The 23459-nt window shown below is 49.1% G+C and carries 24 protein-coding genes; 20 read left to right on the top strand and 4 right to left on the bottom strand.

From position 1 onward, the window contains the following. Positions 1 to 20: 20 nt before the first annotated feature. The 16 genes from truB to AOA63_RS06895 all read left to right on the top strand — a co-directional run bounded on the left by truB (position 21) and on the right by AOA63_RS06895 (position 15389). Entirely contained in the window at positions 21 to 887 is an 867-nt protein-coding gene (gene truB, locus AOA63_RS06970; RefSeq protein ID WP_053959027.1) for a tRNA pseudouridine(55) synthase TruB, read from the top strand. A gap of 3 nt (positions 888 to 890) precedes the next feature. Beyond that, entirely contained in the window at positions 891 to 1814 is a 924-nt protein-coding gene (gene ribF / locus AOA63_RS06965) for a riboflavin biosynthesis protein RibF (RefSeq protein WP_053959026.1), read from the top strand. A 48-nt stretch (positions 1815 to 1862) separates the two neighbouring features. Beyond that, the gene (locus AOA63_RS06960; protein ID WP_037913452.1) at positions 1863 to 2066 is read left to right on the top strand and encodes a hypothetical protein; all 204 of its coding nucleotides are present in this window, start codon (positions 1863 to 1865) and stop codon (positions 2064 to 2066) included. A 27-nt stretch (positions 2067 to 2093) separates the two neighbouring features. After that, positions 2094 to 2363, top strand: a complete 270-nt coding sequence (gene rpsO, locus AOA63_RS06955) for a 30S ribosomal protein S15 (RefSeq protein ID WP_053959025.1) — start codon at positions 2094 to 2096, stop codon at positions 2361 to 2363. Between the two features lie 81 nt (positions 2364 to 2444). Continuing rightward, a complete protein-coding gene (locus AOA63_RS06950) occupies positions 2445 to 4646 on the top strand; it encodes a polyribonucleotide nucleotidyltransferase (protein WP_053959024.1) in 2202 nt (733 codons plus the stop codon). Beyond that, complete coding sequence (locus AOA63_RS06945) at positions 4643 to 5482, top strand: deoxyribonuclease IV (protein ID WP_053959023.1); 840 nt, start codon at positions 4643 to 4645, stop codon at positions 5480 to 5482. Before AOA63_RS06950 ends, AOA63_RS06945 begins: the two co-directional genes overlap by 4 nt. A gap of 126 nt (positions 5483 to 5608) precedes the next feature. Next, complete coding sequence (locus AOA63_RS06940; RefSeq protein ID WP_053959022.1) at positions 5609 to 6352, top strand: polysaccharide deacetylase family protein; 744 nt, start codon at positions 5609 to 5611, stop codon at positions 6350 to 6352. A 53-nt stretch (positions 6353 to 6405) separates the two neighbouring features. After that, the gene (locus tag AOA63_RS06935; RefSeq protein ID WP_139061515.1) at positions 6406 to 7719 is read left to right on the top strand and encodes a M16 family metallopeptidase; all 1314 of its coding nucleotides are present in this window, start codon (positions 6406 to 6408) and stop codon (positions 7717 to 7719) included. A gap of 23 nt (positions 7720 to 7742) precedes the next feature. Continuing rightward, entirely contained in the window at positions 7743 to 8000 is a 258-nt protein-coding gene (locus tag AOA63_RS06930; RefSeq protein ID WP_053959020.1) for a YlmC/YmxH family sporulation protein, read from the top strand. 71 nt (positions 8001 to 8071) lie between these two features. Continuing rightward, positions 8072 to 8548 (top strand): general stress protein, encoded by a 477-nt coding sequence (locus AOA63_RS06925; RefSeq protein WP_053959019.1) that lies wholly within the window; start codon positions 8072 to 8074, stop codon positions 8546 to 8548. Positions 8549 to 8792: 244 nt separating this feature from the next. Then, on the top strand, positions 8793 to 9668 hold the full coding sequence (locus tag AOA63_RS06920) for a dipicolinate synthase subunit DpsA (RefSeq protein WP_053959018.1): 876 nt from the start codon (positions 8793 to 8795) through the stop codon (positions 9666 to 9668). Beyond that, positions 9665 to 10264: a dipicolinate synthase subunit B gene (locus AOA63_RS06915; RefSeq protein WP_053959017.1), complete on the top strand. Its 600-nt coding sequence runs from the start codon at positions 9665 to 9667 to the stop codon at positions 10262 to 10264. The genes AOA63_RS06920 and AOA63_RS06915 overlap by 4 nt, the downstream gene beginning before the upstream one ends. A 22-nt stretch (positions 10265 to 10286) precedes the next feature. Further along, the gene (locus AOA63_RS06910; protein ID WP_053959016.1) at positions 10287 to 11288 is read left to right on the top strand and encodes an aspartate-semialdehyde dehydrogenase; all 1002 of its coding nucleotides are present in this window, start codon (positions 10287 to 10289) and stop codon (positions 11286 to 11288) included. A gap of 12 nt (positions 11289 to 11300) precedes the next feature. Then, positions 11301 to 12536, top strand: coding sequence for an aspartate kinase (gene dapG, locus AOA63_RS06905; RefSeq protein WP_053959015.1), 1236 nt, complete (start codon positions 11301 to 11303; stop codon positions 12534 to 12536). Beyond that, the gene (gene dapA / locus AOA63_RS06900) at positions 12533 to 13447 is read left to right on the top strand and encodes a 4-hydroxy-tetrahydrodipicolinate synthase (RefSeq protein WP_053959014.1); all 915 of its coding nucleotides are present in this window, start codon (positions 12533 to 12535) and stop codon (positions 13445 to 13447) included. Before dapG ends, dapA begins: the two co-directional genes overlap by 4 nt. A 262-nt stretch (positions 13448 to 13709) precedes the next feature. Then, positions 13710 to 15389, top strand: a complete 1680-nt coding sequence (locus AOA63_RS06895) for a ribonuclease J (RefSeq protein ID WP_053959013.1) — start codon at positions 13710 to 13712, stop codon at positions 15387 to 15389. Between the two features lie 224 nt (positions 15390 to 15613). Here the strand turns inward: AOA63_RS06895 and AOA63_RS06890 are convergent, their stop codons facing one another. The 3 genes from AOA63_RS06890 to AOA63_RS19315 all read right to left on the bottom strand — a co-directional run bounded on the left by AOA63_RS06890 (position 15614) and on the right by AOA63_RS19315 (position 16892). Next, the gene (locus AOA63_RS06890) at positions 15614 to 16087 is read right to left on the bottom strand and encodes a hypothetical protein (RefSeq protein ID WP_053959012.1); all 474 of its coding nucleotides are present in this window, start codon (positions 16085 to 16087) and stop codon (positions 15614 to 15616) included. Continuing rightward, complete coding sequence (locus AOA63_RS06885) at positions 16084 to 16449, bottom strand: YtrH family sporulation protein (protein WP_171822640.1); 366 nt, start codon at positions 16447 to 16449, stop codon at positions 16084 to 16086. The genes AOA63_RS06890 and AOA63_RS06885 overlap by 4 nt, the downstream gene beginning before the upstream one ends. Before the next feature lie 143 nt (positions 16450 to 16592). Next, the gene (locus AOA63_RS19315) at positions 16593 to 16892 is read right to left on the bottom strand and encodes a hypothetical protein (protein WP_139061514.1); all 300 of its coding nucleotides are present in this window, start codon (positions 16890 to 16892) and stop codon (positions 16593 to 16595) included. A 359-nt stretch (positions 16893 to 17251) separates the two neighbouring features. Between AOA63_RS19315 and AOA63_RS06875 the strand changes: the two genes are divergently transcribed. The 4 genes from AOA63_RS06875 to AOA63_RS06860 all read left to right on the top strand — a co-directional run bounded on the left by AOA63_RS06875 (position 17252) and on the right by AOA63_RS06860 (position 21329). Further along, entirely contained in the window at positions 17252 to 18010 is a 759-nt protein-coding gene (locus tag AOA63_RS06875) for a ClpP family protease (protein WP_242848370.1), read from the top strand. Positions 18011 to 18015: 5 nt separating this feature from the next. Then, positions 18016 to 18228, top strand: coding sequence for a YlzJ-like family protein (locus AOA63_RS06870; protein ID WP_053959009.1), 213 nt, complete (start codon positions 18016 to 18018; stop codon positions 18226 to 18228). A 134-nt stretch (positions 18229 to 18362) separates the two neighbouring features. Then, positions 18363 to 19142, top strand: a complete 780-nt coding sequence (locus tag AOA63_RS06865) for an undecaprenyl-diphosphate phosphatase (protein ID WP_053959008.1) — start codon at positions 18363 to 18365, stop codon at positions 19140 to 19142. Continuing rightward, positions 19143 to 21329, top strand: coding sequence for an FtsK/SpoIIIE family DNA translocase (locus AOA63_RS06860; protein ID WP_053959007.1), 2187 nt, complete (start codon positions 19143 to 19145; stop codon positions 21327 to 21329). A gap of 1228 nt (positions 21330 to 22557) precedes the next feature. On the opposite strand, the gene AOA63_RS06850 is transcribed toward AOA63_RS06860, so the two are convergent. After that, positions 22558 to 23172, bottom strand: coding sequence for a hypothetical protein (locus AOA63_RS06850; protein WP_053959005.1), 615 nt, complete (start codon positions 23170 to 23172; stop codon positions 22558 to 22560). Positions 23173 to 23459 lie beyond the last annotated feature (287 nt).

The raw sequence follows: 23459 nt of genomic DNA, 5'->3' as shown, positions 1-23459 counted from the left end.
TCGTTAACTGAGGGATTGTTGTGCCAAGTGGATTCTTAAACGTCTATAAACCGGTGGGCATGTCCTCTCACCAAGTGATTCAGGAAATTCGGCGTTTAACCGGGCAAAAGCAGGTCGGTCATGCCGGGACGCTTGACCCAATGGCGGAAGGGGTTTTACCGGTCGCCATTGGGTCCTATACGCGTCTCTTAGAATGGACAAATCTAAAGCCTAAAGTATATCAGGCGGAAATGACTTTTGGAACCCAGACCCACAGTGGAGATCGTACTGGTTACCGAGTGGCCGAATCAGGGCCTCCTTATCCCAGTAGAGAGCAAATAGAGGAAGCGATTTTTTGGTTGCAAGGCGAGATTCGACAATTTCCTCCGCAAGTCTCTGCCTTAAAACAAAATGGCCGAAGGGCTTATGACATCGTTCGGCACGGCCACAGTGTATGGCTGGGACCAAGGCCCACGATAATTGAGCACATTCGGATTGTCGAAGGGCACAATGGCTATTGGACCTTAGAATTCACCGTTGGTCCAGGAACTTATATCAGAGCTCTGGTGCGAGATTTGGGTTTTTTGCTGGGTCAAGCAGCGACCATGCGGTCTTTGATTCGAACCCGTGTGGGATATTTTACGGTTGAGACCGCTTACCATCTAGAACAGATTCAAAACGAGCCGGATTGGACTCGCATGTTGCTCACGGGCCCTGCCCTGTTGACGATTCCCAGCGTGTGCGTCAACAGTCAGCAACGATCTGATCTGATTCACGGAAAATATTCAGGAATTCCCCATCTACCGGGTTTTCACGGTATTATGGGATTAAGCTATGAAGGCCAGGTTGTGGCGGTTATAGAAGGTCCACCTTGGCGCTTTCGCAAAGTTCTGGCAAAGGACGAGTAAAGCATGGAACTTTTGACGGGACCGGGTCCCGGCGTTTCAACAGTGGTCATCATTGGGAACTTTGATGGTGTGCATTTGGGACATCAGGCGTTGATAAATCAGGCGAAAGAAATTGGGGCGATGCATGGTTTGCCTGTGGTGGCATTAACATTTGAGCCGCACCCTTCTTTGGTTTTGCGTCCCAATCCCCCCAAACACTATTTGATTACTCCCCGGGATTTAAAATTGCATTGGTTAGATCATTATGGGGTAGATTTTGTTCGTGTCCTACCATTTGACCATAATCTGGCGATGGTCCCGCCCATGGCGTTTTTGGCTCTTGAAGTGCAACAAAAACTTCAGGCCCAGGCGGTTGTGGTGGGTTACAACTTTACTTTTGGGGCAGGGGGTCTTGGAACCGCAGAGACATTAAAACAATGGGGAGCTGCTACTCATGTTGGCGTCCGGATTGTGGAACCTGTTAACGCCGATTCCGTGGTTGTATCGAGTTCTACCATCCGGGCGCATATTGCTGAGGGTCGAATCGACCAGGCCAATGAGTTGCTGGGACATCCGTTTAGTGTTCAGTCAGTGGTCACTCATGGAGAAGGTCGAGGTGCGACAATTGGCATTCCCACACTCAATCTCTTGCCTGAAGACCAACAAATTATGCCCCCCTTTGGCGTGTATGCGGGTTACGTAACGATTGACGAGCAAAATCATGCGCGGTTGCCAGCTGTCGCCAACTGGGGAATTCGTCCTACATTTGGCGGCCACAAGCCGATATTGGAGGTTCATGTGATTGATCAGACGCTTCCTGATCTTCACGATGACGTTGTCCGATTTGATTTTCGGCAGGCACTTCGCGCGGAAGAGAAGTTCGAAACAGTGGATGACCTGATTCGGCAAATCCATTATGATGTTGATCGCGCACGTCAGTTGCTCTAAAAATATCAGCATGATACAATAAAGTGTCTTTGGATTGGAGGAAGCTCAATGCAAACGGAGACCTGGCAGGGAATGGTCAGCAAAATTGCTGCCATTTGCGTGACAGGCGAATTTAAGCGCTTGCAGCGTCAACTGGAAGAGCTTTATCGGCGGGCAGGAGTTACCCAACCGGCAGTACAGGCTTATCAGGACGCATTGCTCTCCATATTAGCAGAGGATGAAGACATGGGCGCGTTTTTTAACGCGCATTAAGTGGTTGTTCAGAAAGGGGGGAAATCGATGGCCCTAGAAGCAAAAGAAAAGCAGGCCATCATTGCGGCTAACCGGCTGCATGAATCGGACACGGGGTCGCCAGAGGTTCAAGTGGCGCTGTTAACTCAGCGCATTGCGGAACTCACTGAGCACTTGAAGGTACACAAAAAGGACCATCATTCCCGTCGCGGTCTACTGACAATGGTCGGGCACCGTCGGGCGCTATTGAATTACCTGCGAAAAACTGACAGCGCACGGTATCATGCTCTGATAGAACGGTTGGGATTGCGTCGATAGAGCGGGACTATCCCGCTCTTTTTTCCAACTATCGATGAGAATACGCTTAGTTTTGGATTGATGGAGTACAGGAGGGTACATATGGAGGCTATCACTACCGACTTTTTGGTAGGCGGCCGCACTTTGACACTGGAAACCGGAAAAATGGCCCGACAAGCCAATGGTTCGGTGGTTGTCCGGTACGGAGATACCGTCGTGCTCGTGACCGTTGTCTCGTCGCGAGAACCCAAAGAAAACTATGATTTTTTTCCGTTAACGGTCGACGTGGAAGAACGTCTTTATGCCGTTGGCAAGATCCCTGGAGGATACATCAAACGCGAAGGTAGGCCCAGTGAGTCGGCCATTTTGGCGGCACGACTGACTGACCGGCCGATTCGCCCGTTGTTTCCGGAAGGATTGCGCAATGAAGTGCATGTGGTCGTGAGTATATTATCCGTGGATTATGATCATTCCCCAGAAATTTGTGGAATGATCGGAGTTTCTGCGGCATTAAGCATTTCTGACATCCCATTTGACGGGCCGATTGGGGCTGTTCAGGTTGGCTATGTCGATGGTCAATTTATTATTAATCCCACGGCTGAACAGGAAAAGAAAAGCGATCTGAAACTGATGATTGCTGGTACCTATGACGCGATTTTGATGATTGAGGCCGGGGCCAATATTGTTCCCGAATCGGTCATGCTAGATGCTATACTCTTTGGACACGAGGAAATTCGGCGCATTATTGAAGGAGTTCGCCGGTTTCAAGAGATTGCTGGTAAACCCAAAGCAGATTATCCGTTGTTCCTGCCTTCTCCCGAATTGATGGCCGCAACCAGAGAACTGGCATGGGACAAGCTACTTGAAGCCATGCGCAATACCGATAAACAGCAGCGCGGTGCTGATATCGAACAAGTCAACAAAGAAATTACTCAAATGCTTTTGGAACGGTTTCCTGAAGAAGAGGCGATGATTGCCACAAGCCTCAAGAAAGTGCTGAAAGAGGTTGTGCGCCATGCCATCATTCATGACGGCATTCGTCCCGACGGCAGGGCATTTGATGAAATCCGGCCGATTTCGATTGAAGTTGGCGTCTTGCCACGCGTGCATGGTACTGGTCTCTTTACTCGTGGGCAAACCCAAGCCTTAACGGCAATGACCTTGGGGCCGTTATCTGATCAGCAAATGTTGGATGGTATTGGTGTCGAAGAATCGCGCCGGTACATGCATCACTACAATTTTCCGCCGTTTGCCACTGGGGAAGCTGGGCCGATGCGCGGACCGAACCGACGCGCCATTGGTCATGGAGCTTTGGCCGGTCGGGCTTTGGAACCAGTGATCCCTTCGGAGGAAGAGTTTCCTTACACGTTAAGATTGGTGTCGGATATCTTAGAATCGAACGGTTCGAGCTCAATGGCGTCGGTATGTGGAAGCACTCTGGCGCTAATGGATGGCGGTGTGCCCATATCGGCTCCTGTAGCCGGTATTGCCATGGGTTTGGTGAAGAATGAGGAAGGCATGGTGATTTTAACCGATATTCAAGGGTTAGAAGATGCGTTGGGTGATATGGACTTCAAAGTGGCAGGTACACGGGAAGGCGTCACGGCTATCCAGATGGATATAAAAATCCACGGACTCGACCGTCAAATTCTTGAGACAGCCCTGCAACAAGCCAAGAAAGCGCGACTGCAGATTCTTGATATGATTGAGGCGGTCATTCCCGAACCCCGCAAAGAATTATCCCTGCACGCACCCCGCATTTTAACCATGACCATTGATCCGGATAAAATCCGTGATGTCATTGGACCAGGTGGTAAAACGATTAATAAGATTATTGAGAGCACCAAAGTCGGCGATAAGAAAGTCGATATTGATATTCAAGATGACGGGACGATTTACATTGCTGCCATTAATCAAGATGTGGCTCGACGCGTCCAAAAAATGATCGAAGATCTCACGCGCAGTGTGCAAGTTGGCGAGGTGTTTGAAGGCCGGGTGACACGGATTATGAATTTCGGTGCGTTTGTCGAAATTCTCCCGGGTAAAGAAGGGCTCGTGCACATTTCACAACTTTCGTATAACCGGGTCAACAAGGTCGAAGATGTTGTATCGGTAGGCGATATGTTGACAGTGAAAGTGATTGAGATTGATAGCGCAGGACGGATTAACTTGTCGCATAAAGACACCTTGCCCGTCCCGGAAGGCTATGAACCGCCGAAACCGCGGTCGAGTCACGAGCGTGAACGCACATCGTCACATCGGTCATCATCCCACGGAATACCAAAGCGTGATTCCGCCAAATGATAGTTCTTGGCGGCCAGCTGTCGACAGCCAAAGGTCTTGATTATGCCATTTTTCATGCTGCGCAGTACGGACTTGGCACGCTACAGATTTTTTCAAGAAGTCCGGTGGGAGGACAAAGTAAACCACTTCCCAAAACGGGGACGGTAACGGGCTGGTTGGAGCAGGCCCACATCCGCCCGTTTTTTGTTCATGCCCCTTATTTTGTCAATCCGGCGGCAACGGATCCCCAGATGAAAAACCGCGCACGGGTTGTTTTGAGCGAAGAGATGATTCGGGTGAAACGTCTGCATGGTGACTATTTGATTCTTCATCCTGGTCATCAACAAGAGACTTCTGTCGAGGAATCTTTAGAAGCCCTTAGTCAAACGATTCGCTACATGCTCAAAAAGCCAGGATTTGTCTTAATTGAGAATGCTGCTGGCCAAGGCCGGGAAATTGGTGCCAGTTTAGATGATCTGGCCCGTTTGTTTTCTCACTTAAGACGCCTGCGTCGGATTGGATTTCTTCTGGATACAGCCCATGCCATGGCTTTTGGCTATGCCCTCACGACAGCGGATGATGTTTCGAGATTTTTTGAGCAACTCGATCAAAAAATTGGATTGGAACGGGTAAAAGGCATTCATTTAAATGACAATATGTACCCAGTAGGCGTAAAGCGGGATCGCCATGCCCATTTACTCACCGGCCAGATGCGTCCAGAAGGTTTACAGCAACTTTTATCACTGGCGGATGAAAAACATTGGCCAGTCATATTAGAAACACCGGGGAAAGACATGGCCGCGCGAAGCCAAGATCTTGCGGTGATTACGCAACTTATGGATATTGGGCAGAAATGAGCAGCCTTCTACTACCAACGGGTGTTTGACATCTCAGGAAAATCCCGGCTCGGGGGTTCTAGCTTGAATGAACTTGTCATAGGACAAGTGAGAACCCAACGATAGTCGGGAAGGAGATATTTCCTGATGTGGATTAAAGTCATATCCTTGCGCTCCCCTACAGCCAAATTGGTATCCTTGATGGCCATTTTCTTTGCTAGTATCCTGATTTTTAAAACTCCCGCTCCTTCGAGTGTGCCTGTCAACGCGTCCATTCCTGGTCCCGTGTACCGGGTAATAACGTCTGAGCGGGCCATGGCGCTCACCATTAATGTGGTGTGGGGAACTGAGTATGTTCCGAAACTGCTGGACGTGTTAATGCACTATCATGTCAAGGCGACATTTATGGTCGGAGGGGTTTGGGCCAAAAATCACCCGCAGCTCGTACAGGAAATGGTTCGTGACGGCATGCAAGTCGGCAATCACGGTTGGGCTCATGGTCATCCAGCCAATATGTCGGTGGCAGAAAATCTCACCGATATTGCCAAAACTAATGACGCAGTGAAACACGCTGCCAACGTCGTGCCCACCGTTTATGCCCCGCCTTATGGCGAACTAGGGACAGCGGTGTTAACGGCAGCAGCCGAACTGCACATGCCAGTGATTATGTGGACAATCGATACGATTGATTGGCGACCATCCTCGGATGTGCCTTATATGGTTAACAAGGTTTTGCAAAAGGCACAGCCCGGGGCTATCGTGTTGATGCATCCAACGAACCGTACTGTAGACGCTTTGGGACAGATTATCCAGGGCTTGCAAAGTCAAGGATATCGTCTAGTGACAATATCGACATTACTAAAAATGGGCACTCCCACGGGTGACGGTTAAGCTCTCCTCAAACTGGTTCGTCTGTGAGGCTTTTGGTATGATGTGAGGGATAGTTGGCGTCTTCACAGGATGGCCAAAATGCTCGAGCAATGAAAGGCAGGAGAACAGCAATAAATTATTTAACCACGTTGCCTTCGGGAATGTCGGTGATCTGGGATGACTATGGATCGTTGGGCACAACGGCTATCGCGTTTTACGTGAGAGCGGGATCTCGTGATGAACATGGCCATCAATATGGGGCGGCTCACTTTTTGGAACATGCGGTGTTTAAAGGGGCGGGTCCCTGGTCAGCGCGGGATATCGCGAACTTGCAAGATCAGCTGGGTGGTGAAATTAATGCTTTTACGACACGTGATTACACAGTCTATTATGCGAAAGTCTTGGCGTCGAAAGCCCCTCAAGCATTGCATTTATTATGGACATTAATTAGCGATCCGTGGCTAGACGATAACGATATTAGTAAGGAACGGCAGGTCATTTTGGAAGAATTACTCGAAGCCCAGGACGACTTGGAAGATCGGTCTGGAGAATTATATATGGCTGCGCTATTCCCTGACCCGGATTTTCATCACGATGTGTTGGGAACCAAAGAGAGTTTAATGCACTTTGATGCTCGCCAACTGCGAAATTTTTATCATCAGTTTTATTTCCCCAGCAATATTGTTTTAGTGTTGAGTGGGGAAGGCGTCGATGCCTTACGAGAACAGGTGCAAGAATATCAGTGGCCGCTGCGTCCACAAGGGTTACCGACCCCCAGAAAACCTTTGGTGGTGATGCCACGTATCCAGTTATTACGCCAAGCAGGGGAGCAAGTGCATTTGACCATGGGCGTTCCGGCACCGCCACTGGGTCATGTTGAATATGATGCCGCATTGATTTTGAGCACAATTTTGGCTGGACAGAATTCGTCCCGCCTTTGGCAACGGTTACGGGAAGATGAAGGGCTCGTTTACACGGTTTCATCGTCCTACTCTGCTTTGAAAGATTGGGCGGAATTATCTATTTATATGGCTCTTTCTCCGCGGTCTGTGCCCCGGGCATTAGAAGCAGTTCGTGAAGAAATTCAGTTGTTGATGCATGAACCGCCTTCTTTGGAGGAACGCGAGTGGGCTCTGACTCAAGCTGAAACCTCCATGGCGTTTGCTATGGAAACTCCGGATGGCCGAATGATGCGGCTTGGGCCTTATGGGCTTTATGGATGGGTGCCATTAGATCCCAAGGAGCGTCTAGCTCAGTTAGAACGCGTTACTTGTCCCGACATAACAGCCCTGGCCCAGCATCTATTTTCCCAAAATCCGTGGGCACTCGCAGCTTGCGGTCCCATTGGCAGCATCGAGCAGGTACTAGAAGGAGGTTTTAGCGCATAAGTTTTCCTAAGGAGGGACGCCTTATGCGTTTCAGTGAATTGGCCTCAAAAGAAATTATTAACTTGTCCAATGGCAGTCGGTTAGGACCATTAGGAGACACGGATTTGGAAATTGATCCCGAAAATGGTGCAATCCAGGCGATTTTGGTCCCGCCGCGGGGACGTTTTGGTCGTCAAATCCAGCAACCCACGCAAATTCCCTGGCGATCCATTAGACGCATTGGGCCCGAAGTCATGATTGTTGATTTAGATGATGATCTTTCTGCTCCCGCAGATTCGTAAAATTGATAGCCTCTTTTTTCGTGTGGCGGACATACTAAGTCCGACCACGTGCGAAAAGGAGGGATACTAACGTGGAGAAAACTGTCGTGGGTGCATTTAAAAACCATGATGATGCTGAAAAAACCGTCGATGAATTAAAGAAACGCGGCGTTCCGGAGAAAGATATTTCTTTGGTAGCCCGCCATGATGGCCATACACAAGCTGGTCATCCGGACAGTGACATGCACAATCTGTCAAGTGGGATTGGCTGGGGCGGAACCTTGGGTGGAGTTACCGGCCTTTTGGCCGGTGTCGGTGCCTTGGCAATACCTGGGGTTGGCCCCATTATTGCGGCAGGACCTTTGGCTGCTACGCTGACAGGGGCTGTCGCAGGCGGGCTTGCGGGTGCTTTGATGGATTATGGCATTCCGAGCAACGAAAGCCACGAATATGAGACCCGCTTAAAAGAGGGGGATGTGCTTTTAATGGTGCGAGCTGATGCACCTGAAGTAGACAAAGCCAAAAAACTCTTCCAAGAGCATGGCGCTACTGACATTCACGTCCACTAACCTTAATAACTTGCAGCGCATCCGGGAGATATCTCCCGGATTTTTTCGTTTTCTGCATGGTAATTTATGGAACTGTAAAAATCGGAACGGTCTAGCTATTCCTTCCGTATAGTGGGCTAAGAAGAGTAACTGGTGTTCCCCTTGATGAACGGGGAATGACTCTCAACCCATTTCATTTTAACAACGGTAAGATAGGTCATTTTTATATACCCGTAACGGGTGTTCGAGGAAGGATGAGAAAACTGTGTCAACACAAGTAGTCGTGGCTGGTGGAGATGCTCGCGACGTATGGTTATGCCGCTTTTTAGAGGATCAAGGATTTGTCGTTAAATCCTTTGGTTTTCATGTTGATAATGTTGAACCATTTCATCTTGGTGATAGAGCACCCCATATTTTCATTGGGCCGATGACGGGAATTCGCGGTGACGGCTCCATGACAACGATGGACGGTCAGGTCACCCTAACACTGGACATTCTGAGCGCGATGGGGGAAGGAGCCGTTTTAGCGGCTGGGCTAATAGCTTCACCCGTCAAAGAAAAAGCGCAGGATTTGGGGCTTAAGACAATAGAATATCGCAATCAAACGACGTTTATGTGGTTGAATGCGGTTCCAACAGCAGAAGGCGCAATTAAATCGGCAATCGGACGGTCCGGATTTACGTTATATCACCGACCCATTGCGATTTTGGGCTTTGGGCGCGTCGGTTCCATATTGGCTTTACGTCTTCAGGCGTATGGTGCCATTGTCGAAATTTTTGACCGTTCAGTCGAAAAACGGGCGATGGCTTCAGCCATGGGTTTTCCCGTCCATCCCTTGGACCCTCGCTGGTGCCCTCCCGTCGATGGGGTGTTTAATACCATTCCCGCCCCTGTTTTGACCAGTGAATGGGCGGAAGCGACAGATCCGGCGTGGATTATTGACCTCGCATCTAAACCGGGGGGCTTACATCCGGAAGTGGCAAATAGCCCCGCAGTTTTGTCCCGCTACGAATCGTATTTGGGAGTACCAGGCCACATTGCACCTCGAAGAGCGGCTGAAATCATTTGGGAGACATTGGCATTTATTTTGCAAGACAAGGCTGATCGGGTCACGCATCCGAGGAGGGGGTCAGCGATATGAGCGAAAAAGAACTAGCCGGCATAAAAATTGGTGTGGCAATGGCCGCTTCCCATTGCAATATGCATCGCGCTGTCGCTACAATGAGAATATTGGTTGAGCACGGAGCAATTGTGACACCCATTGTGTCGCCATCAATATTACATGTTTCGACCCGGTTCGGGTCTCCGGATTACTGGAAAGACGAAATTACGAAGGCAACAGATCAGCCAATTTTGACGACAATTCCGGAAGTAGAACCCAGTGGACCGAAACATTGGTTTGATATTGTGGTGGTCATGCCATGTACAGGAAATACGTTGGCCAAAATTGCCAATGCCATCAATGATTCACCTGTCACGATGACCGTTAAGGCACAATTGCGCAATGGGGGTCCTGTTTTATTGGCCATCACGTCCAATGACCTTTTGGGGATGAATGCGATGAATTTGGGGAGGCTCCTCAGTGCACGCAACATCTATTTTGTACCATTTGGGCAGGATGATCCAATACGCAAGCCGCGCTCATTGGACGCACATTTAGAACTCATCATCCCATCTATTCAGGCCGCATTGAAACACGAACAAGTGCAGCCCATTTTAGTGCCATGGGATCGATAATAATAAGGGAGTGAATGTTCCGGTGAAAGGCGTGCGGGTCGCAATTTTGGGAGCAACGGGTCTAGTGGGACAAAAAATCTTGGAAATTCTTGCGGAGCGAGAGTTTCCAGTGAAAAGCCTGACGGCTCTTGCTACGGAAGGCCATGGAAGAACCGTCCAGTTTCGCGGCGAGGAGGTACCCGTTCGCGGTGTAGAATCGATGGATTGGTCAAGCGTTGACGTGGCTTTTTTTGCGGCGAGTACTGAGGCCAGTCGCACCTATGCTCCCATAGCTACGGCCCATGGGGTCACAGTTGTAGACAAGTCGAGTTATTTTCGTATGGATCCCTTAGTGCCCTTGGTGGTGCCAGAAGTCAATATTGATGCCGTGGGTGATGCCCGGCTTATTGCCTCACCCAATTGCTCAACGATTCAAATGGTGGTGGCATTAGAACCTATTCGTCGTGAATATGGCTTGAAACGCGTGATTGTATCAACATATCAAGCCGTTTCCGGAACAGGACGCGAAGCCATGGAGACGTTGACCAAAGAAACCCATGAGGTGCTCGAACACCAAAAGGTTATTCCGACAACCTATCCCACGCCCATCGCGTTTAACGTGTTGCCCTATTGTGACAAGTTTGGTGATGACGACTATACCGGCGAGGAATGGAAATTGACGCGGGAGACACAAAAGATTTTTCGCATGTCTCTTCCCGTCAGTGCCACCGCAGTGAGAGTGCCCGTCTATATCTCACACGCGGAATCCGTGTACATTGAAACGGAAAAATCATTTGAGCTTTCTCAGGTTCGTGAACTTTTGGCGCGTTCTCCGGGACTTCGTGTTGTTGATGATCCCTCTCAGGGTCTGGTCCCGATCCCCTTGGATGCGGCTGATCAAGATTTAGTATTGGTTGGGCGCATACGCCGCGATTTGTTTGTCGACAATGGGCTGCACATGTTTGTGGTAGCCGATAACCTTCGCAAAGGTGCGGCGACCAATGCAATTCAAATCGTGGAATCTCTTATGTCACGATGGGCATAGAGGAGGACGGGTGTGGCAATCGTTATACAGAAATTCGGTGGGACATCAGTTCGTGATGCCAGCCGCCGCGATGTGGTCGCCAAATGGGTAGTCAAAGCGATTGCAGCGGGCGACCAGGTTGTGGTGGTCGTATCAGCCATGGGACGACGCGGAGACCCCTATGCGACAGACACGTTGCTCGACTTAATCACCGAGGCAGATCTCACCCCAGCCCCGGAACGCGACTTGTTGTTGTCCTGTGGGGAAATTATTAGTGCTGTCGTTCTAGCTTCTCATCTCCGTCGTCAAGACATTCCTGTGAAAGTCTTGACCGGTGGAGAAGCGGGCATTATTACTGACAATAATTTTGGCGATGCTCGAATTTTGGAGGTGCAGCCTAAAGTCTTGCAGAATCTTCTGGAAGACGGCATTGTTCCTGTGGTAGCAGGTTTTCAAGGGCGGACTGTGGATGGAGAAGTGACCACGTTAGGACGAGGGGGGTCGGATACCACTGCCGTGGCACTTGGCGCGGCCCTGCATGCTGCAGTTGTTGACATTTTCACTGATGTTGACGGTATTAAAACCGCTGATCCGCGAATTGTTCCTGACGCCCGGACGATTTCACAATTGGATTATGATGAAATTTTTCAGCTGGCTAACTTAGGTGCGCGGGTCATTCATCCCCGAGCTGTGGAGATTGGACGGCAATTTGCCGTGCCTATTCGCGTTCGGTCGACGTTTTCTGAATCCCAGGGAACACTTATCGCTCCGGGACAGGGAACCTTAGATCCGTGGGGACATCGCGATCCCGATCATGCTGTGACGGGTATTACCCAATTAGATCATTTGATGCAATTTCGGGTCACACCGCCTTCAGCTATGCACAAAGATTGGGCATATCATCTATTTATGTCATTAGGGGAAAACGGAGTCTCGGTGGATTTGATCAATTTGTTTCCTGACCAAGTTTACTTTTGTGTTCCCCCTGAGAAAACTCAGATTACCGAGCAGACCCTAAAGGATATTGGGTTTGGCTATGAAGCATATGATGACCGCGCTAAGGTTTCCATTGTTGGTTCAGCGATTCAAGGATTGCCAGGAGTTGTTGGCCGCGTGATGGCTGCCATGGCACAGTCTCAGATTGAAATATTGCAATCGGCCGATTCACATTCCACCATTACGCTGTTGCTACACCGCCGCAATATGGAAAAGGCGGTGGCAGCTTTACACAAACAATTTCATTTGGACGAGGAGGTGCCAAAAACATGATATGGCCACGAATTTTTACGGCAATGGTGACCCCTTTCACTGACGAGGGAGAGATTGACACAGAGGCTGCCGCCGGACTAGCCCGATACCTTCGGGACAACGGGTCCGGCGGTTTGATTTTGGCGGGATCAACGGGAGAAGCATTTAGTTTAACGGCCGCAGAACGCAAAACGCTTTACAACGCGGTGAGGGAGGCCGTACATTTTGACATTCCTGTATGGATTGGGACAGGAACTAATGACACGCGAACGACGATTGAACTGTCCGTGGAAGCTGCATCGTGGGGAGCGGATGGCATTTTATTGGTATCGCCTTATTACAATAAGCCGACGCCAGACGGACTGCTTGCGCATTATATCAACGTATCTCAGCACGTAAGCTGTCCGATGATGCTTTATAATGTGCCGGGACGAACGGCTAGCATGGTCGATGCAAATACCATTATCGCGATTAGCCAACAAGTCGCTGTCCCGTTTGCCGTCAAAGAAGCATCCGGTTCGCTGGACCAAATTATGCGGCTGCGGACAGGCTTATCCCCTGACGTTCCCATTTACTCTGGAGATGACGGCTTGTATTTTCCCTCATTGGCGGTGGGAATCCATGGAGTCGTCTCAGTAGCCTCTCATGTCGTGGGCAAGGAAATGAGAGAGATGACAGAACGTTTTCTGCGGGGGGATATTCAGGGAGCACAAAGTCTTCATGATCAATTGTGGCCTCTGTTTAAAGCTTTATTCGTGGTGTCTAATCCGCTTCCTTTAAAGTGGCTTTTATCGCAGTTACATTTCATACGTCCTGTGGTCCGCTCTCCTTTGATAATGCCTGATGATAGCATTTTTGCGCCGGTGTGGTCAGCCTATACCCAAGCAAAGCACTTGTCGTCTCTTTCGTCCAGAAAGACCGCACAAGCTTAATCCGTGAGGATTGAAGAGAATATCTTGTCTTGGAGCAGACCGAAGGTCAGTGAAATTGATTATCAGCGATTGCATGCAGGGCTGTTACCGAGTTATACTATTGGTAACGACTTAGTGCTCGGTGGTAAATAGGTGTGAGCGGGTTGGCACAGGACGGGACGGGGGCCAATACCGCCGCCTCAAATCAAATTGCCCCTGGCATAAGTCCCTAGCCGGACGGCTAGGGGCATTTTGATGTGCTCCGTGTGCGGAAAAATAGGAGGTGGGGAAACTGGCACGCCCAGGACCCGGAAAATTACAATTTATTCCCCTAGGGGGATTAGGTGAAATTGGGAAAAATTTATCTGCTGTCGTTTATGGCAATGACATCATTTTAATCGACTGCGGATTAGCATTTCCAGAACCTGATATGCCCGGAATTGATCTGGTATTACCCGATATCACGTATTTACTCGAAAACAAAGACCGTGTTCGTGCGATTTTCTTAACACACGGCCATGAAGACCATATTGGCGGAATCCCTTATTTCTTGAAACAGATTCAAGTGCCGATTTATGGCACGCGGTTGACCTTAGGCATCGTGGAAATGAAATTACAAGAACACCAAATTAGTCTCCATCCTAAATCGCATCCCGTTGACCCTGGAGACACCATTCGCGTCGGAAGCTTTTCCGTCGAATTTTTCCGTGTTAACCATTCAATTCCGGATGCGACCGGTCTCATTATTCGAAATCCGGTCGGTACGATTGTTCATACCGGCGACTTCAAGTTCGACCACACCCCCGTCGATGGCCACGTTGCGGACTTTCATAAATTGGCGCAAGTGGGTTCGGAAGGGGTGTTATTGTTATTAGCGGACAGTACCAATGCGGAGAGACCGGGATATACGCCTTCTGAAAAAACGGTGGGGAAGACCTTGGATCGGATTATTGAGCAAGCGACGGGGCGTGTGTTGGTATCGTCGTTCGCGTCGCAGGTTCACCGTATTCAGCAAGTTGTCGAATCCGCCGTGCGTCATGGCCGGCATGTAGCTGTTGTTGGTCGCAGTATGGAAAATGTCGTGCAAAAAGCGACCGAACTTCATTATCTCGACTTTCCTGAAGGCACATGGATGTCCTTAGATAACATCTTAAAACAACCGGCCAACAAAACGTTAATTTTGACCACGGGGTCCCAAGGAGAACCCATGTCGGCTTTGACCCGAATGTCGACCTCAGACCACAAAAAGGTTGAAATCATGTCTGGGGATACGGTGATTATTTCAGCGACGGCCATCCCTGGTAATGAGAAAATGGTTGCACGAACCGTGAATAACTTATACCGTCTCGGAGCCGAAGTGTATTATGGGCCCAATATTGGAATTCATGTATCCGGTCATGCTTGCCAAGAAGAGTTGAAACTCATGTTGAACCTGGTCAAACCAAAATTCTTCATTCCGGTACATGGAGAGTATCGTCATCTTGTGCATCATGCGCAACTCGCGAGGGAAGTAGGTATTGACCCATCTCATGTCCTTATTGGGGAAAATGGAACGGTGTTTGAGTTAACGAAAGATTCGGCTCAAATAGTGGGGCAAGTTCCCGCCGGCAAAGTGCTGGTTGACGGGTTTGGTGTGGGTGATGTTGGCAACATTGTCTTGCGTGACCGCAAACAATTATCCAACGATGGCATATTAATTGTGGTCGTAGGCATGGATGCCCAATCCGGTCTTCTTGTGTCGGGACCTGACATTGTTTCCCGCGGATTTGTGTATGTGAGAGAATCCGAGGCCCTCTTGGATGAAGCCCGTGCCCGGGTCAAATCTGCTTTAACGGCGATGGAAGGTGGCAATCTCAGTGAATGGTCTGCCATTAAGGCCCTGGTGCGAGATACATTAGGACGGTTTTTATGGGACCGGACCAAACGACGTCCTATGATCTTGCCAATTATCATGGAAGTCTAGGACTATCAGAATCTTTTCGCTATGGCTCTATCATTTTTCTTAAATCCCCAGGGTTTTTTCCCTTATGGAACCTGGGGATTCATCCTATAGGCTTTTACCTGTCGCTGCCGACTTCGCACATCCCCCGGTCAATGGGCACTCATCTCGCACCGGTTAGGTACCTCGTCAGACGTCGTAGAAGCAAAAAAGAGCTCGCGTATTGAATCTAGCTTGACGAAGGGGAGTTATAAGGACTGCGCGGAAGGATCAGGAGATACCGAAATGATTAATTCGGTATGGGGACCCAATAATAAGGCGTGCACTCGAATTTGATACAGACGCGTTCCAATGACAATAATCCGGTTGTTGAATAAATGATAAATTACGGGTAACTTCAGATATTGCAATGACAGCCCCAGAAGCGCTTGGGTATAAGGTGCCATTGCTTCAATCACTTGGTCTTTGGGTACCGGACTCTTAACAATCTGCACAGCAATATCTTGGATATAAAGTTGCGTTTCCGATTTGCGATTGATGGCCCCTAACTCATTTTTTAATTGGCTTGCTTCCTTCTTCCAATAATTTGCTTCCATATGCCATTTTTCCAAGGCGGATGTCGTCCGCATCCTTTCTTGGGCGGTAACGCCTTGCATCAAAGACAGTCCCGTTAAAAGGCCTAATGTGAATGCGGACCAATGCCCTAATCGTAGAATTTTCATGGCTTTCCAAGCTGGCTTAATAGCCAATATCCACTTTGTGCTCCGAGATAGGCCATAGTAATAGCCAAGCCATCACGCAAGATAGCTGGAATGGCTCGCGCAGACAATCCCCGTTCCAGATTTTCCAATGCCGTCAGTGTTCCACCAATAGCGATGGCGACGGCCCAGATGCGTATACGATAAGCGGTGTTAGCGGGATCTTGGGCTCCTTTTCCTGCCATCCACAGTCCTAAAGCACCAAGCAAACCGCCTCCTAAAGTAACGCCTAATGCGAGGAAATACGGGGGAACGCCGACGCGAATGAGTTTTGTCACATATTGGATAATATCGGGCCAAATTTGTGTCAAGGTTGCCCAGCGCATCTTTGCCACCTCTTTAGTACAAGATATGTTGTCGGTGGGGATCTATCCCTACGTGCGAGGAAATTTGGTTACCCGTATTGGATTGAGAAAGATGCCGTTTTGCTCAGTGCGATGATCGACAGGGACGAGTCAATCTCCTCGGTCTAAAAGATGACGTTTAGGACTGCGCTCTGCCACAATTCCCAAAACCTTTCCAGGCTTAACTGTGATTTTAACATCCGGTCCATCAGAGCCTGATTGACAAACGGCCCGTCCTCGTCCCGTCTGCCAAATAAGAGGCGTGCGGTCCCGGTACCGTGTAGCCGGACGAGATGTGTCGTCACCAACACGATTCCTGGCTCTTTGGCGTAGAGGTTACCCAGGCGATTCAAGAGGGGAGATGATGAGAGTGCGGTGGGTAAGTGAGCTTTGGCCGGAAGTCTTTTTGAATCTCGTGCAAACATCTTTCAGGGTCGAATCATATTTTCCGTCTCGTTAACAGGGAGCATGGTAATGGCGATTACATGATTGGTGCAGGCATTTGAAGGCCTAAGAAGATTTCAAAGACAGTTCTAGACTGTAGGACTGAAAAATTCCTCCGTATGCATCTTAGCGTGACAGAGCGCCAATGTACATACAAAATTGCAAAAAGGGTGTTTTTCATTGGATTCTATTTTTCAGAATGCACAAGAAAACATGTGATACGGAAAAGAGTTGTGGGGCCGTATGAAAGTCTTGGTTTGTCAAACACTAGGAATGAAGGAGGGTAATGCGATTGCGACATTCCAGTTATCAGGTTAGTGATGAGTCAGAGGAACCGCAGGTGACAGAACCGGCCAAGAAAAAACGACAAAATCCCGCTGAAAATATTCAGGAACTGGGTACGACCAAAGTTCCTACAGCCAAGTCTCGAATCCATACTATGGTGATCATTGGCCAAATTGAAGGACATGTCGTTTTGCCTTCGCAAAATAAGACCACAAAATATGAACATGTGATCCCGCAATTGGTCGCTATTGAAGAAAGCAAGGATATCAAAGGTCTTCTCTTGATTTTAAACACGGTCGGCGGTGATGTGGAAGCTGGTCTAGCGCTGGCGGAGATGATTGCCAGCCTCTCTAAGCCGTCGGTGTCTTTGGTTTTAGGGGGTGGGCATTCCATTGGCGTGCCGGTGTCGGTGGCTACGACCTATAGTTTTATTGCTCCAACCGCGACCATGACGATTCATCCTATTCGCATGAATGGGTTGGTAATTGGAGTACCACAAACCTATGAGTATTTGGACAAAATGCAAGATCGGGTGGTGAATTTCGTCACCAACCATTCGCACATTTCAGAGAGCCATTTCCGGGAACTTATGTTTCGCACAGGTGAATTGGCCCGGGATATTGGCACTGTTTTGGTTGGCAAAGATGCTGTAGATGCCGGACTAATCGATGAAGTAGGAGGAATCGATCAGGCTCTTCGGCATCTTAACATGCTTATTGATGCAAAAAGTTCCCGGTCGGTCCGTAAGGCACGCACCGAGAAAAAAGATGATAAGGACGGCACCGAGAAACCAGAAAAACGGGAGGTTCACTAACTTCGATGTTATATACGCCGTTGGCGATGGAAGACATTTTTTCTTCTCAAACAGAGACTCCGTGGATGGGCGAATGGTGGATTGATGGGAGACTTTGTCTCGTACGCCGCGATGCCGACGGTTATGTGCGGCTAGAACGGCTACTATCCACCGATCCGCAAGACTTTTTAGACAACCGGTTTCAACCTAACCGCATTGTCGCGACTATTTTATTTTGACAAATATGTAACAACGAAAAAATATGGAGCTTTCCAGCATTCTTAGAATTTCGATTGAGTAAAAAAATTTTCCGCCATACGTCATATTTTTGTCTCGCTTCCGATAGGCCATTACAAGGGAGGAGGAGACAGGCGTGTGGCGGATTATGATCCTGGGGTTAGTACAAGGACTCACCGAGTTTTTGCCCATAAGTTCTTCAGGTCATCTCATCGTTTTACGAGTTTTCTTTGGCTTATCGTCTCACGGAGCTGAAATGGAAGTGGCTTTGCATATAGGCACCTTATTAGCGATTTTTGCAGGATACCGGAATGATTTACTGAACCTTCTTCAGGGACTGATCGACAAGCAAATGTGGGCGCGGCGCACGATGGCACTAGTCATCATCGCCACGGTTCCGGCTGTTGTGATAGGTTATGTTCTTGAAGAGTGGATTAGTCAGTGGTTCTTTCCTTTGGCAGTGGGTGCGGGATGGTTGATGACAACGGCTGCATTATGGCTCACGCCGCCAGCCACGCGTGGCGACAAAGTTATTACAAACCTGACATGGGGAAGTGCCTTAGTGATCGGTCTGGCTCAAAGTGTGGCGTTATGGCCAGGGTTATCCCGTTCTGGTACGACAATTTTTGCGGGACGGGTCTTAGGTTTGGCGCCGCAAGAAGCAGCTCGTTTTTCTTTTTATATGGCCATTCCTGTGACTTTGGGCGCTAGTGTACTCATCTTGATTCCAGGAAACCAACTCCTTTCTGGGGGATCGAACTGGGCTATTGTTTTCGGTATGGGAATGGCTGCCATAAGCGGGATTTTTGCGATAGAATGGGTTAAGCATGCGCTCGCGACCACGCGATTATGGCGGCAGTTTGGGTGGTATACGTTAATTTTAGGGGTCGTGACTTTTTGGTTAGGAGGATTTTGAATGTTTTCCGTGCTCAAACAAATTTCCAAGGACATGCGTCGTGAGATTGGCGGCATCCTGTTGGTAGCCTTGGGATTGTTGGGCTATTTATCATTGATATTTCCGCATTCGGGCCGACTAACGCGGGATTTGGCACACGGGTTGACGTTTAGCTTTGGCGTGCTTGGATGGTTGATTCCGGCCTTTGTTCTCGTTGCGGGGGCTTTGCGTTTATTAGGTCGGCCATCTTTTACTGGTCACCGGCGCGGCTGGGGCGCCGTGTTAATGTTTTTAGGTCTTTTTATTTTAATGCCTATGGTAGACAAGCCTATCGCGGGTTTTATGTCCACATGGCTTGAAGACAAACTCGCGCAAGCTATTGCCCCAGGGGGAACGTTCTTGTTGTCCGTGGTGTTACTGGTCATAGGTTTGATGCTCTATACGGGCGCCAGTGCATTAACCTTGGGGACAGGAGTGGCCCGATTTCTTCGTGGATTATTGGAAATTGTTTATCGCGTCATTTACGCCGTTTATTCGGCGCTTCGTGACTGGATTTATCCTCCAGAAGAAGAAAGCCCTGTGCCTGTTTCCAAGACCACGGCACCGAAAACGAGACCGGGTTCGAGAAGCCAGGTGCCACTAGAAAAGCCACAGAACTCACCAGATATTCGCGGATCGTCACGCAATATTTTTGATGATCTTCCCGGAAAAGACGATACCATCCCTGATACACCGGCGATGGCCAGTGTGCCCAAAACGATAGCTCCCGTTTATGCCATGAATTACTTGCCGCCGCCACTGAGCTTGCTAGCCGCTCCAGATCTTCATAAAGGAGGCCGGCGAGGGCAAAGTGCCAAGGAGCGGGCAGATATTTTGGTGAATGCGTTGCGACAATTTGGCATCGATGTGACTTTGGGTGAGGTGAGTCAGGGGCCGACAATCACGCGATTTGAAATCATTCCGCCTCCCGGAGTCAAAGTGTCCCGGATTGTGAATTTAGCGGATGATATTGCCTTATCATTAGCCGCTACGGGTGTGCGCATTGAGGCCCCGATTCCTGGCAAGTCTGCAATTGGCATTGAGGTGCCAAATGATGAAGTGACCCCCGTTTTGTTACGAGAAGTGTTAGAAAGTGACCAGTTTGCCCAGTCGCCTTCTCCTCTGTCGGTTGGCTTAGGGCGGGACGTCGCCGGGGCTCCTATTGTCACAGGGCTAGATCAGATGCCCCATTTATTGGTCGCTGGTGCCACGGGATCAGGCAAAAGTGTTTTGATTAACGTGTTGATTACAAGTCTCTTATTTCGCGCGAGTCCTGACGTAGTCCGGCTGTTATTGATTGACCCTAAAGTTGTGGAATTATCAATATATAATGGCATTCCCCATTTGTTGAGTCCTGTGGTCACCGAGCCCAAAAAAGCGGCCGGAGCACTACGCTGGGCCGTGGCAGAAATGGAACGGCGATACCGCTTGTTTGCGGACGCGGGAGTGCGCGATGTTAGCCGTTATAACCAAACAGCTGAAGAACGACTCCCATTAATTGTGGTGATTATCGATGAATTAGCAGACCTGATGATGGTCGCTCCTCAAGATGTGGAAGAATCCATTGCGCGCTTAGCGCAAATGGCCCGTGCAGCGGGCATTCACTTGGTCGTTGCGACGCAACGCCCTTCCGTGGACGTTATCACGGGAACCATCAAAGCCAATATTCCTTCGCGTATTGCTTTTGCTGTATCCAGCCAAGTGGATTCACGCACGATTTTAGATGCGGCGGGTGCGGAAAAGCTGTTGGGACGGGGTGATATGCTTTTTCACCCGGTAGGCGCAGCCAAACCACAACGTATCCAGGGAGCTTTTATTCGTGAAAAAGAAATCGAAGAAATTGTGTCTTTTGTTATCGATCATGCTCAACCGCAAGCATCTGTTGAACCCGTCGAATTTCAGGAAACAGGAGACACTGCCAGGCCTCTTGTGCAAGAGACCGATCCATTATTCCCCGAGGCGGTCAAAATTGTCGTCGAAAGTGGACAGGCTTCCACCTCAATGCTTCAACGTCGCCTTCGCGTCGGCTATACACGGGCCGCGCGATTAATAGACGCCATGGAGGAACGTGGTTATATTGGGCCGTCAGACGGGGCTAAAGCAAGGGAAGTCCGCATTACGATGTCTGAGTATCATAAGGTGTTTATGGATGAATCGCCTTCGGCGTAAAGCTTCAATTGGGATTTGGAGATGCACCTCGTTTCCAGATATAGTTGTACCTCGCCACCCTAAAGGGGGAGATTATGGAGGACCGCCCTGATTGCGTCCATGGATCGTGAGGCCCTGGAGTGGTTCTCCGGACTCGCCAGAGCTTATCCCGCCAGCAACGTGCCGGGGTTCAGCCGGACTACGCCTTGGCGTTCCCCGGAGGGGAACAAGACGGCGATACGTGATCCGTGGCGGAACTAACAACTCCCCGGGCGAATCGCCCCGTGCATCCCCGTTGAGTCAGGGTTACGACCTTGTCATGAACAGAAGAAGGCCGTAACATGGGCGGAATTAAGTGGTGAGAGAGTGATGGTTGAGATTGTCCGGAGGATGGGAAATCCCATATCGTACCTAATCATTCAGTCTGTCCAAATCCTCTTTAGAAAAGGATGACGAATTAAACATGCATAGCGACTTAAAGATTATGAAGGACCAGGAGGACTCGATGCCGAACCTGATGTTGGTGAGGATTTGAGCGACAATTCAGTTGTATGGGTTTTAACCGCGGGGACAGATGAGGCGGTCTAGAGATCCTCGAAGGGATGGCAATGTGGTCAAAACAGCCGACAAGAAGCAAACTGCCGGAAAATATGACGGCCATTAAGATATGCTGAGGCCATCTCCACCGGGCTTCCGAGCGTATTGAGGGAGAATCCGCTGGCCTTCAGGGAATAGTTGCGATTCTAGACGAGATCGAGCGCCGGTTTCGTGAACTGAACCCGCGTCCACGAGTGCCCGTTGGCCAGAACGCTTTTGTAGCGAGCAATGACGGTTTTGATCACCGATTGGCCCATCTGGGATCGCAAGGGACGATAAGTATCCGCGTGCAGAATCGGATGCTGGACGTGGCGCGTTGCATATACAATTTCCGAGATGAAATGGCATCCTTTGCGAAACGCGTCGAGGATTTTCTGGAGCAACACGGTCTCTTTTGGGGTCGGATAGACTTGAACTTTCGCGGTTAAGGTGACCCCATCGTATGTATACCTCCAACAATTCACTAATCATAGTATATCACCAGGCTAGTGAGAATAATTGAGGCGACTTAAAAAATTTGCTGTTTAATTTTGAAATTCACGTCTCGGATTCTTATAGGTATTGTAGTGCATAGAATATTAGGAATTATGTTTAAACTTTGGGAAATATTTAAAGCTCATTAAAACTATCCAAAATGATTATTTAGCACTCTTTAAAACCGAGACAAGATTTGGGTCAATCGTGACCACAAGCTGATTTTCCATGTAACCGGAGGGAGAGCAACATGGGTTGGACATGTTCCGCGTTGCTGACTGCCTGCACATAGCATAAATTGATCAGGTAAATACACGGTGTAGGTGTTGTGATTCCAGCGATATCGGACCAACAAGCCGTCAACAATGTATACCCCAGGCCGCGTTGCCTCAAGTCCTAATGTGGGAGTCCAGCCATTTGCCCCGCGTTGGCTGTCGAAAGAATGGGGTAATGATGTCCAGTACATAGGTTTCCATCCAAAGGCGACACCTTGTGCAGGAGGAATTGGAGCGACGCCGCTTTTCACAATAGTATGGGGTGGAATGTTAGTCGGTACCACGGATAACACCGTTTCAGGCAAACCCGTGCGATTGAGAATGGGATATCCTTCAAATGTTACGGGTCGGTCGGTCCATCCTTCATACCCTTCCATAAAAGAACCAGCGTGATAAGCCCGGAGTTCAGCACCAATGGGGCCGGATGCTATGGGTAGAGAAATTAGTGATAATGTAATGAGCACAAGTACAATGATGCTAAGAGAAATTCCTATGGTCCATCGTTGTCTTTTGCGCATCGTCCATCCCCCTTGAGTGACACCACTTTAATGGCAATAGAATAGATGGAATCCGAATGATTTTACGTGTTATTGGCTGGTCCGTAACTAAGCAAGACCACAAGCATACCGTGCACAAATTCATAGAAGAAGGCCATCACGAAAATTTCTCTAACAGAAAATTCTTCCGGGTAATCTCAATTTCGTGTTTTTTTTGTAAGAAAAATTTGTTTTTGCTATCCGATATACATAACTTAAAATACCAAAAAAGAATAGATGTTTTCTCAACTGAAAATTTGATTGTTGCC

The sequence above is a fragment of the Sulfobacillus thermosulfidooxidans genome, assembly GCF_001280565.1.
Classification (GTDB): Bacteria; Bacillota; Sulfobacillia; order Sulfobacillales; family Sulfobacillaceae; genus Sulfobacillus; species Sulfobacillus thermosulfidooxidans_A.
Note: the sequence above shows the minus strand (reverse complement) of the source record. Positions and strands in the feature narration are given on the sequence as shown.